Origin of the sequence: Microvirga mediterraneensis, from assembly GCF_013520865.1 — a bacterium.
Taxonomy (GTDB): domain Bacteria; phylum Pseudomonadota; class Alphaproteobacteria; order Rhizobiales; family Beijerinckiaceae; genus Microvirga; species Microvirga mediterraneensis.
The window spans coordinates 3,957,861-3,970,066 of sequence record NZ_JACDXJ010000001.1 but is presented as its reverse complement, the minus strand read 5'-3'; the positions used below and the strand labels follow the sequence as shown (position 1 = coordinate 3,970,066).

Below are 12,206 nucleotides of genomic sequence, written 5' to 3'. Positions count from 1 at the left end.
CCTTTCACCGGCCGCGACCGCAATTCTACTACTGGAACGAGGTGCATAGGAGTACGTTGGTTTATGCTATAATTAATGGAGTTCCAATGCCAGACAGTGTGCGCCTCGAGAAATGGAGACTTATTGTCAACGGTACGGAATTGCCGTCGAAGGTCATTTTCGAAGATGAATGCCAAAGCCCTGAAGGGAATGGCAAGGGACGCGCTAAGAAGCAATCGGGCGATAAACGATTGCCACAAGGCTTAGGCCCTAAGTTTGCCGGATAAAGCATCCATCTTGGCCGCTTGGCAAAGAAGGCTATCACACACGCGTGACTTAGTCGTGATCACTTTTATATTTGCCACAACTTCAAATGCGAACGGGTGTGCACGTATAGAAGATTCAAAGGCATTTCTGACGCAGAGGCACGGTGCCGAGTTAGGTCGTGAATCCATAAAGGATCTTTCTTCGCAGCGAGGTGATGATATATCTCCCGTGTCTGGGAGGGGTTGATGCGTCGACACGAGTTGATTTACCTCTATTGGAAGGTCATCGAGCCGTTGCTGCCCAATCAGCCGCGGGTGAATGGCCGCCGGGTTCGTAACGGCATTGTCTGGCGCTTCCGCACCGGCTCGACTTGGTGTGACATCCCGAGCGCTATGGTCCTCCACCACCTGCTACAATCGCTTTGTGCACTGACGCAAGGCCGATGGGCGGGGCGGTATCCTGAATGCAGTCTCAGCCGCTAAGATTGCGATCTGATCATGAACGGCTCCTCCTGCGTTCGTGTCCATCAGCATCGCGCGACGGGTAAAAAGAGTGCAGAGATCGGGGTATGGGACGCCCTCGCAGCGTCCTGAGCACCAAGATCCATGCTCTGGTAGATGCGGAAGGTCGCCCGATTTGGATCTCGCTGACGACGGGGCAAGTGCATAAGGTAACGGCAGTCGAGGGGCTTCTGACGAAGTTGAATTCTAGTGCGACCCTACTGGTCGACAAGGCTTACGACAGCAACGCCATTCGTGATCAGAACCAAGGGCAAGGCGCCTAGCCCAATATTTTACCCAAGCGCAACCGCAGGGGCGAGTTTGCCTTCAGCGCCTTTCTGTATCGCTACAGAAATCTCGTGGAGTGGTTCTGCAATAAGCCTAAACAGTTCCGCGGCATTGCCACGCGATACGACAAGAACTTGGCGAACTTCCTCGCCGCCATCGAGCTTATCTCAGCTCTCATCTGGATCCGCGGTTATGTGTCCTCTACCTAGGTCAAACCTAGCCCTCAGCTTGGCCTTCTGTCCGCATGGCTGTCAGTCAGTGGCTGATCCGCTCAATGGCCGGCCCGCTTCTTTGAAACGGCTGACGATGGGGCTTCGGCGGCGCTCCTCAGGGTTCATGACGCTCGGCTCGTCCTCATGGATGAGGAGGGAATCCGTCACCAGATACATCGAGGCCCTGCGCTGATGGAGCCGCCGCGAAATCTGCATTCCGACACCACTCGAGAGGTTGGGGTCCTTGTTCCAACGACCCGGATCGACCGCATCGATCCTATACTCCAGCTCCTCAAGAAAGCGGCGGTTAAACATCATGAGCATGTCGACCCATTGGGACTTGTAGACTTTGCCCTGAGGCGTGTCGACCACGTGGGGCTGATAGTTGGTCCAGCATGGCTGCCCCTCGCGCTGATCCAGGAGAAGGTGAAGCGAAACTTTCTGGCTATCCCTGATCCCATCCCATAGCGCGATGGAGCGTTCGAAGAATTTCGGAACAAGTTGCACGTCATCGGCAAGGTAATAGAAATAGTCGCCGTTTGTGGATCGCACTGTCGATAGGATGCGATGGACGAGCTCCCAGTACCGTTTCTTGCCATGGTTCGCCGATCGTGACACAGAAAGGCTCGCGATGTTCGGATAGGAGGACCACTCGACATAAGCGGGCTCGGAACTCCCGTCATCGTAGACATGAACACTGACCTCGAAGCCGGGGGATTCTCTGTCGATTTGCGATAGCAGACGCCGCAGTTCGTTGGGCCGGTTGTAGGTCGGGACAATGACGTGCACGCGGGGCCTTCCTGAAAGTTCGGGGGATTGGGTGCCGTCCGGCGTCGAGGTTAGATGCATGCGGCCGCGGCCCATCTGGTCTGAGAAGGCTTGGGCAAAGAATTTGAACCTTTGGTATCCACGACGAAGGAGAGAAGGGCGCATATTCGTGTCCTCTGGAAGCGGTTGGAAGCATCAGGGCTGTTGCGGGATGCGCCCGCGGTCTGAGTTTCTGCTGCTGTTCATTCTCTACACACCGACTTATGCCTTCAGGGTCCGTGGTCCCATCCTATAGCAGGCTTCTCGACCGGAGGTGGCGGTTAAGAGTTTTCCCGGGGCCCCCAGGGACCCTGGCTGACGTGAAACTGCCTGGGACCGGGCCGCTCGCGTGCCAGGCGAGCATCGGCTTCGGCGCTGTCAAAGACGCCAGTCTCCATGCTGTTTCAGGATCTCGGTATGCTCATCGTCGTTCTCCCGGAACTCCTCCCAGAGGCTTTGATCCTCCTGTCCTCTCACCAGAATGGGCGTCAGCCATTTCTCCGGGCGCGCGATGGCAATCATGTCCACACGATTGACCTTTGCGGCGATCGCGACCCCGATATCGGCCATGCCTTTAGGGAGGGAGCCGGGCTCGAAGGCGATCGTTGACGAGTGGAATGCCATGGTCCCAGTCCCGATGAGGTTCACTTTTGCGTCGACGTCGAGCGCACGTTGAAACCGAAAGGTTGTTCTGTTGGGGCTGAAGAACCGTTGGAGCGGTTGTTCGAAAATGACCCCATGAACGCCAACGATGGCCTTTCTATCGTAGTCCTCGATCTTGCGCACAAGGGTATCGCAGTAGTTGTCAGGATACTCGATGTCATCGTCGACAGTGAAGAAGTAGCCTGTTGGTACATCGGGCATATGATAGAATTTACCAATGTCGCGGAGATCTTCCAGGTGTGAAGCGGGTAGTGCCGTAATCCGCTCGTTTAGCAGAAATTCAGGAATTTCTTCATAATTATTCATATATATGTAGAGATGATCGACCTGCGGGAGCAAGGATTGGACGGCCCGCGCCAAATGTTTCCGACGTTTCGGAAACGTGGCCATAAAGGCGACGATGGGCTCTGCCAGGAATCTTTTGCCTTCCACCAGGAGGTCCTCATGTGGGGCGAACGACCGGTTGGTGACAGGAAACGGCACATAGGGCTGCGAACGGGCATCCGAAACTGCCCTGTGCCAAGCCTGATAGGATCTGATGTAGTGTGCGGACTTTTCGGCTGAGGTCTTGAGGTTCGAATTTCCCGATCCTGGAATGGTGCGGCACATATGTCCGGTTACGGACTGAACCGATGCTGCTCCGTAAGCCAGTTGGACCCGGTCGCGCATCTCTGCTTCCGCAAGAGCTTTGACGGTGTCGAAATAGCCAATTTCATCAAATACATGCCGCTTGAGCATCAGAGACGCCGGTGCGACATCCGGCGCCAAGCCCAACCCGGGTGTCGCAGAGGAGGCGCTCTCCGGCGCGGGCTCTCCATAGGATAGCGAAGCGGCGACACCCCGCTTGCGGAGCGCCTTCAAATGTTCATCGAGGTAACTCGGCAGACAGACCTGACGATCGGGAAGAAGCGCTATTACCTCCCCGCGGGCCTCGGAGATGGCCGCATTCCAGCCCCAGTAAATGCCTCGGTTGCTGTTCAGCCGGATCAATCGCACCCTGGGATCTGCGGCAATGCACTCCTCGACAAGAGCGCATGTGTTGTCGCGGCTCGCGTCGTCAACGACCAGCAGTTCAAACCTTGAATACGTCTGTTGCAGAACCGACTGGAGAATATCTCGTATGTATAAGGCTGAATCACGGGTCGTCAGGATGACGGTGATCAAGGGCTCCGACGGGATTGGCGGCTGCCCAACTACCAAGGTCCGATTGCGCTCCATACGGAGCTTGCGGTCGACCTGCACCGGCCAAGGTAGATCCTCCACCGGGAGGAGGGGGGCTCCTGCATGGGAAGGCTGCGGTGGTTGAGCCGCTTCGACCGGCTTCGCGCGCGCGCGAAGCCCGCGCTCGGACCAGCGCTGAGAAAGCGACCTGTAACCGCTTCTGAGGCCGCGATTGAAGGAGCGTGCAACGGCTTGAATCCGGTTCAGCGTCCGAAAGACGGGTCCGGAGAGAAGCCTGTCCTCGCGCTGCTTCGCATCCTTGATGGCCGTCTCGGCTCTGTCGAGACGAGCGCTCTGTACCAGAAGCGCCTTCTCGAGCTGAGCAAGTTTCTGCATCAATTCTTGGACTTGAGCAGTATCTCGTTCACTTTCCGCCCGTCTGTTATCCGTCATCGAATGCGCACTCGTTCGATTGCTTTGGTGACCGGAAGCGTCCACCAGAGTCCAAAGCTTTATGGGCCGCGCCTCCGCTGAACAGCGCATACAACCACCTTTTGGGGGTATATTCTTCGCAAGCCCGCCCCAAAGATCGTTAGGTTCTAAGAGATCGACCGTCGTCGGCAGATACCCTATGCGGCAGAGAAGAGCAATCAAAGGAGGGGGGCAGGTCTGGGCTTTGCGACAAAGCGACTGGAGACCCCATTTCCGGAGCGCATTCGGCAATCGGCCGCCCGATCGGGATCGTCGCGGCACATTTGCCTGGAACCTACCTCTCTGTTCGGGGAGGAGCTCGGGGGCGTCTTTCTTAATTCTGGCACTCCGCTTGTTTCGCGAAGAAGGTTGAAGTACCGCTTCCTGGACAGGCTGGCGACGCACAATTCCATCCATGCGCGAGAGTGTAATGAGACCTTGGTAGCCTCAAGGTGAAACCTTGGCATTGCATTTAATGTCAGCACATAGCCTGGCCGAGCATTCCGGTAGGCTATGAAATTGAACAGCGGTCGAGATTACCCATGAATCCTTGCTTGACAGTTGGCGTTACCACCCATAATGAACGGGATAACATAACCGTTCTGCTTGATCGACTCCTTGGGCTTCCCAAAAGCCGAATTCGGATCATCCTCTACGACGATGGGAGTTCTGACGGTACGGCAACGCTGATCGCTCAGCACCCGCTGTTCCGCCAGGAGAATTTCCAGGCCCACCTCGCGGATGTGAACTTCGGGTCACCTTCCGTGGGACGGAGATTCATCGCCGAGCACGCGACGACGCCGTATATCACCTTCGTCGATGGGGACGATTTGATCGACCCGCATGCGCTCGCCTCCGCAGCCGAGCGTTTGCGGCCCGGCTTCGATATTGTGATGACGCCGTTCGCCCTGAGAAACAGAATAAACTTCGTCAAGGAGTTCGATAACGCCCGGCCGATCTCCAACACCACGATCAGCCGTCTTCTCTCGGGTATCGCGGGCAAGATTTACAATCGCGAGGCTGTATTCTTGCATGCAAGAGATGAAATAAAAGGGAGAAGCGAAGATGTTCGTCTAAATATGCGAATACTGCTCGCTGGTTTTGATCGCGTGCGTATAGAAAGTGTTAAGCCATTCTATTTTATAGAAACGTCGCGAAAGTCAACTTACTCAAAAAATATATTGCCACATGAGTTGTCAGCACGTGTCGCAAATTATAGAATTCTCAAGGACAGGTATGGCCTTGACGATATCTACCTTAAAACGCTGCACCGAAATCTCCTTGAAGTGGTCCAGAGGGACCCGACCTTGACGGAGTCCGAGCGGAAGAAGCAGCGCAGAGGCATCAGCGCCGCAATGGCTTTCCGGTTTAGGGACGTCATTCACGTGATGGAGGATCTCTCCAGCCTTCGCGTGAGGTCGAACGCAGCGCCTGATCTGATCCAAGCCACGGGCAACCGGGAGATCAGGCATACCTGGATGGCTTTGCAGGAAAGCGAAGCGCATCCTGCCGTCAAGATTGTGCAACGTCCATCGGACGAGCAAGCCAGTTGCTCATTTCTCGACGAATGTCACTTTGCAGAGGCCGTCGTGGTTATCCACGATGACAGTATCAAACGCTTTCCCATATCGGTTCAGAGCCGGCTGTTGCGGCTGCCCCTCGTTCACATGCGGTGGCTGCCGTTGATAGCCGGTCGCCGGAAAAAACCTGTCCAAGATGCCCCGGTATGGGAGACGATGGAGTCATGTGCGGCTTCCCGGGTCGTGTGCGCAAACAGCCAGGATGTCGCACTCTATAAACAGTGTGGCATCAACGAGTTGGCAAGGATCAATCGCCCCGTTCGGGTGCGCTCTTCCAACACTTATGATGTGCAGGGGAATGAGCGCTTATCCTACATCGTGTCTCCGGATTGCCCCCCGGAAGAGGTGAACTTCCTCGTGGAACTTGCCAGGGTTCTAGTGGACCGGGAGCTTCCACCGCTGCATGTCTTTGCGACTGGCGATGAAAAAACGCCAGTTCTGGAAGAGCTGTCTGCGAGATTGACGCATGTCGGTGTGCATGAGCCTGTAATCGTTAAAAGCGGGGTTACGGCCAGGCACGCAATTTACGATCAAGCTCGTATCGTCATCTTGCCACCCTGGGGGGATAGTGCCTGGGATCGGGTCTTGGAGGCCTTCTCCTTCGGCGTACCTGTCATTGCCCCTGGCTATGTTCCAGGAGCGGTCGAGGTCATCCGGGATGGAGAAGACGGCTTCGTGCTCGATGAGTACTCAGCGCACGAAGTCGCCTCACGACTCGAGCACATACCTTCGGAAGACTATGCCACTCTTTCAAGGAATTGCTTTGCCCGTCACCAAGAGTTCTCGGTCGAGCAATATCTCGCATCAATCGAAACCATCGCCTCCGAAGTGGCCAGGGGATTTCCTGGTGAGAATTCTCTGCCGATAGTCGATGGCCTCCACGTTTTGGAAGCGCTCGAGACGCATGGCGCTTTCCCCCTCCCGGCGATCAGATCCTATGCTCGCAGAAAAGTATTCAGGCTTAGAGGGAAAGCCGTTCGGGTTCTCGTTTTGCTCCGCGTGGCTGAGCCGTTGCGCTGGATCAAGAAGAGGATGACGTCGGCCAGGCGATAGCCTTCGGATCGGCATCGCGGTTTGAGACAAGATGCAAAAGTACTCGCTTACATGGTCCGCTCCGGCATTTGATGGGGCGGATCAATTTGAAGCGTTTCGGCTCCTTGAACCAGATTTTTGCGAATGAGTTCGTAGAGACGGTGCAGCGCCGTTCTTCGAGAGACAGCCTTGCAGATTTGGAAACATCTCGCTCCTTTGCTGCGCTGCATTTTTCTGACGATTATCTGAACACACGTTGCCGAATGGCCTTCAGGAGAAATCAGGGCATCACGTCAGGTGCATCATAGATTCCACTCTTGAAGCTTGCGCATGATCGTCGCAGCACGGGCGTCGAAAGAGTGATGTGCAGCTACGTAGGACGCGATTTCTGCACGCCGTTCCAAATCCACCGGGTCAGTGTTCCTCGTCAGGGAGGCCAGTTCCTCACCATTCCTGAATACTTGGTATGATCCCTTCGGAAGCAGGTCGGACAGACCTTCGACAGGATCTACGGCCAAAGCTCCGCCCGCCGCGAGAACGTCGAAGACCCGGTTTGAAACATATCCCAGACGGCGCATGTCCTCCCAGTGGTCGCACAATACCAGGCGGCTCGAAGCATAGAACTCGCCCAGGACGGAGTTTGGTACCTTTCTGCCTTTGAGGCGATTGTCGGTGATGAATGGCTCCCAATCACTCCCATAGATATCAATGTCCAAACCGTGCTCAACGGCCCACCGCACCGAGTCCCGGAAGGTGCCGCGCGAGTTTCCAACGAAGACGACTCGATCCTTGGGATTGTTTACAAGGGCAGGCTCGAACTTGAACCGCGTGATGTCGGTGCATTGAGGCATATGCTCCACTGGCACCTTGCATTGTTTTCTCAGGATCTCCGCGTGGGCGGCAGACGCGACATAAATCTGATCATATCGATTCAGCTCCTGTGTCGACACAGCCTCCGGGTGGCTGATCAGCCACAGGATATTCTTTTGATGCGGCTTCGGCTTCAGGCCCTTCAGGCCGCGCAGCATGATCGAAACGTCATCGATCTCGGACAAGGCGCATTCCCAATCCTCGCGCATGTCCACTCGAACCACACATCCGATGCGGCGGAGAGCACCTGCGAGGCTTTGTGCGAAGTGGTAATCGCCCCAATCCTTCCCGTCGATTGAAGGAGCCGGACATTTGATTGCCACGCGAGGGGAGAAAGATGGGGCCGTGAGAAGTTCCATGACTTTCTGGGCCCGGTGTTCATAGGTGTGCTGTTCCTCCACGACCCGGCGGAGTTCCGCGACGCGCTGGTTTCGCTCCTCCTCATGGCTGAGCCAGTAGTTGAGTGTCTCGGTCAGTGACTTGCGATCACGGTAAGTCGGCACTCGGTCGCCAAATAACTCATGGACGCCTTCGACACGGTTCGTGATGACGAGGCAGCCTGCACCCAGTGCGTCGAACATCCCGTTCCGGCAGATACTCAATCCACTTTCAAAAGCTTGCATATCGTCGATTACGACTTTTGCCGATGCGTATACGTCCGGATATCTCTTGTAGTCCAATGGGCCCCTGCTGATCGGGGCGATTGGAGTGCGCTCCCAATTCGCTCCAAAGACGAGCCCGCGCCCATTGATGGATGACGGGTCGAGGTCGAACTGGATGGTGCGCGGACGACCGGAATTGCTGCCGATGAAGCAGTAGTCGCAAGTGAACTCCGCTTGTGCTCGGCCCCTTGAAGAAAGCTTTGTATTGCTGGCCATTGGGAGAACGGCGACTGCACGCCCAGTCCTCGTCTGAAGGTCGTCGGCCGCACGCCTGGATCCCGTCCAAACATGGTCATACATGTCGACGGGCGGAGCTTCGTTCCAATGTTGGTGCCAATGCTGGACCCAGTTTACGGTCGTGACATAGGGGCTGATGACCTTCACTTTGGCAAGATCGAATTCGCTTGCCATCACGATCAGGATATCAATTCCTCCGAGGCTGTACCAATCGCGATGATTGAGGTATCGGAGGTGAACGGGAGCCATCGTCTGGAGTGCGCGTCCGAGTTCGAACGCCGCCAGATAGTCATCGCTGCTCGACGTATCGCTGACAATGAAACCGATGGTGGGTCGGGCGCCGATCCAAAAGCCCGGCTTGGTCAGTACATCATGACGGATGTTGCGGCGGAGCCATTGCGCCCATTGCCGGTTGAAATGATGATTGTTGTTGCGGCGCCGTAAGGCGGCGCTGGCGTCCTTGCTTCGACTGTAGCCATGCCGGTGGATAATCTCCAGGCCTTGGTCGCAGATCACTTCCTTCTTCAGCTGACGCTTGACCTTAAAGCTTATGTCAACATCTTCAAGCCCGTAGGAATAAGCTTCATCAAACCCGCCGACGGCATCGAAGTCACTTCGACGCATTGCGATGAATGCGGCGGTCACTGCCGGCCGGGATTGCCGGGCGTCGGGAAGAACAGGTGTTTCTCTCGTCCGCCGTGATTCGTACGGCCTTAGGTATTCTTGCTCTATCCCAGGCTTCATGAATACGCCGAGGTGTTGAACGGGGCCGCGAGCTTCCCAGCCCGGCGCGTCGACATAGTCCAAGAGCTTCGCGCCCACGATTCCGACGCGATCGTCTTCGAGGGTGTCAAGGATACGTTCGTAGATCGAGTCTCTAAGGATCAGATCATTATTGGCGAAAACCAGGATATCGCCCGTTGCTCTCTGCGCGCCGAAATTGTTGGATTCGCTGAAGCTGAAATTCCCGTGTCGATCGAAGAAATGAATGGCGGCGCCACTGCTCCTGGCTTTGGCGCAAACCTCGGCCGAGGTGTCGGTCGACTGGTGGTCAACGACGATCCACTCGAACCGCCCGAGATCGCCCGTTTTCCAGGCCGATTCCAGGAGTCCCTCCAGAACGCCCGCTCCATTCCGGTTCAAGACGATGACCGAAATCTTCTGACCGCGTGGAATCCGGGAACACACCTCGAAGAGATGGGCTTCAGGGTCGCGCTTTGCCCCAAGATGATAGCCCGGCAGATGGATCTCGCGAATGTTCTGAAGAATCGATGGTCGTCCCATCGAAGGTTCCACTTTTGCCGTGATGCTACCGCCGGCAAGGACATTCGGCGCCAGAGGAAATTCGAATCCGACGAAGCCGTTGCCGCCTTCGACCTTTCGAACATCTTCACGCAAGCTAACGGCTTTCGTGCGAGCGTAAGGCTCGTCGTCGACGGTCAGAATGAGTTCCGCCGGGGCACTCCAGGGATTGCTTCTGTTCAAAGCCCAGCCGCTGATCCTGCTCGGCTTCGCCGTCTCGACCTGGCCGGCGATCAGATCGGTCGTGCCGACCTCCTCCTCCATGCTGGAGGATGTCGTTTCATCGCGCCGCGTCGATCGTCCGCTGCCCCAGTTTATGAGCAGATCCTCGAAGACGACGCCATCCTTCACCGCCCGGATCTGGAAATCCTTGCCGATCAGGCTCTCGGGAATGTCATGCGAGATGGTGAAATAAAGAGCGGAGTCGGGAAGTCCCCATGCGATGTCTCCAGATGGTGTCGATGCGAAGAAGGTCTTGAGGGGGAGGGGGGCACCCTTGAGCTCAATCGCAAGCTCGATCGGGAGGCCCGGATATTGCTCATGGATCACCCATCCTGAAATCGAGAGTGTGAAATCACGCACCGCCGCCGTCAGGACGCCCAACCGCACCTGAGTGGGCTTGCTTGGGCGGATTTCGGTTGCCTCCCGCTCGTCTGCCGGATGCGCTCCTTGGACTCGGTCCTTCGCAGGCCGTAAAGGAGGCTTGCTGTCCTTTGAGGTGCGGCGGGTTTCCGTCCGCGGCACGGAGGTTCCAGCATTCATGCGGGCCCGCATAAGCGCAACGCGCGCCGGCATCCGATGAGGCGTCAGGAGCCACCAGGCGGCTTTCGCACTGCGGCGAACGATCATTCGAAGTGACTTGGGAACGCGTGCGATGAGGCTGCTAAGCTGCTGGAGCGCCTTTTCCTGAGCGGCGATCTCTGCTTCGTAGCGATGCCTTTGCTCGTCCAGGTTGCGGCGCAACCGGCGTTGCTCCGCGACAGCGTCGACGAGACGGCTCTTGGACTCCCCGAGCTCGAATTGTTTCCTTAGGGCGCCGCCCAATTGGGCATAGCTCGCACGAATGATGTCGATGTCGCCGTCACGCGCAGAAAATAAGGCTTGCAATGTAGCCGGTACGTCCGATCCAGCCGCTAGCACACCCAATCCACGGCCGTGAACAAATGCAAACGACGGAAATTGCGGTCTCAGTTCGGACCAGAAGCGCCAGACTCCGGAATTGTCGCCACGGGCATTGATATTGTGGAACAGCACCACTCCGCGCGCGGAAAGCTTGGGTTGCCAGTTCTGAAACTTGGCTTTTATTTGCTCATAGCTGTGACAGCCGTCGATATGAAGCAGATCGATGCTGCCGTCAGCAATGTGCGGGAGGGGAGTGTCGGACGTGACATCCAACACATGCGAGAAGTTCGCATAGCTCTCCTGATTGAGCGTCATTAACCGAGCGAACGCGTCTTCGCGGGTCAGGCCCGAACCTTGGTCGCTCTTTCGAGCCCCGACTGCATAACAGGTCGCGGCGTAATCAAGGTCGCGCACGGCTTGGCAAAAAGTCAGATAGGAAAACCCATCCTGGGAGTTCAGTTCAACCAATACGCTTGGCCGGAGGGCGTCAATCAGCCATAGCGCAAACGGGGCGTGTTCCAGCCAGGCAGACTCGATGAGGTGCGAGACTGACCAAAAGGACGCAGGCGATATGCATTGTGTCCACTGTCCTGAGGCAATTGCACGATGAAGTTTAGTTCCAAAAGGGAAAGTTCCGTTCGGGGAGGATTCGATCATGACGATTGCCAGTGGCTGTAAGGCCTAAATCTCGGCCCACTAAAGATTAGAAGATCAATAAGTTTAACCGATCAGGATCGCAATACCTAAACCCTAAGATACGATTCGGCGGAGCTTCTCGTCCAAGTACAGCGCTGGAAGTTCTGTGGTTTGTTAGGATGCAAGGGCAGCCGTGGGCCGCCACCCACGTCGATACGTTCAGGCGAGAGCAAATGAGTGGGCCTGACCACCTCTGTCACACCAGCCCCGATCCTGATGACGCGTTCGGGAGATCGTGGAACTGCTCCAGGCTCTCCTCAATCATATCCCGACAAGGCCATGTACGTGGCCTGGGGCAACGCCACACGCATGAGGAGGTGGAGGCGGCGCAGCGAGGCGCGGTGGGCCGGTTATGCT

Annotated in this window: 4 protein-coding genes and 1 pseudogene; 2 read left to right on the top strand and 3 right to left on the bottom strand. The window is 56.4% G+C overall.

What is annotated here, in order from left to right:
* Positions 1–491: 491 nt before the first annotated feature.
* Positions 492–1,243, top strand: a pseudogene (locus tag H0S73_RS18850) (IS5 family transposase).
* Between the two features lie 42 nt (positions 1,244–1,285).
* On the opposite strand, the gene H0S73_RS18845 reads toward H0S73_RS18850, so the two are convergent.
* Positions 1,286–2,179: a glycosyltransferase family 2 protein gene (locus tag H0S73_RS18845; protein WP_181053589.1), complete on the bottom strand. Its 894-nt coding sequence runs from the start codon at positions 2,177–2,179 to the stop codon at positions 1,286–1,288.
* Positions 2,180–2,431: 252 nt separating this feature from the next.
* The gene (locus H0S73_RS18840) at positions 2,432–4,330 is read right to left on the bottom strand and encodes a glycosyltransferase family 2 protein (RefSeq protein ID WP_181053588.1); all 1,899 of its coding nucleotides are present in this window, start codon (positions 4,328–4,330) and stop codon (positions 2,432–2,434) included.
* 572 nt (positions 4,331–4,902) lie between these two features.
* Between H0S73_RS18840 and H0S73_RS18835 the strand changes: the two genes are divergently transcribed.
* A complete protein-coding gene (locus H0S73_RS18835; protein WP_181053587.1) occupies positions 4,903–6,981 on the top strand; it encodes a glycosyltransferase in 2,079 nt (692 codons plus the stop codon).
* A gap of 281 nt (positions 6,982–7,262) precedes the next feature.
* On the opposite strand, the gene H0S73_RS18830 is transcribed toward H0S73_RS18835, so the two are convergent.
* Entirely contained in the window at positions 7,263–11,810 is a 4,548-nt protein-coding gene (locus H0S73_RS18830; protein ID WP_181053586.1) for a glycosyltransferase family protein, read from the bottom strand.
* Positions 11,811–12,206: the final 396 nt, after the last annotated feature.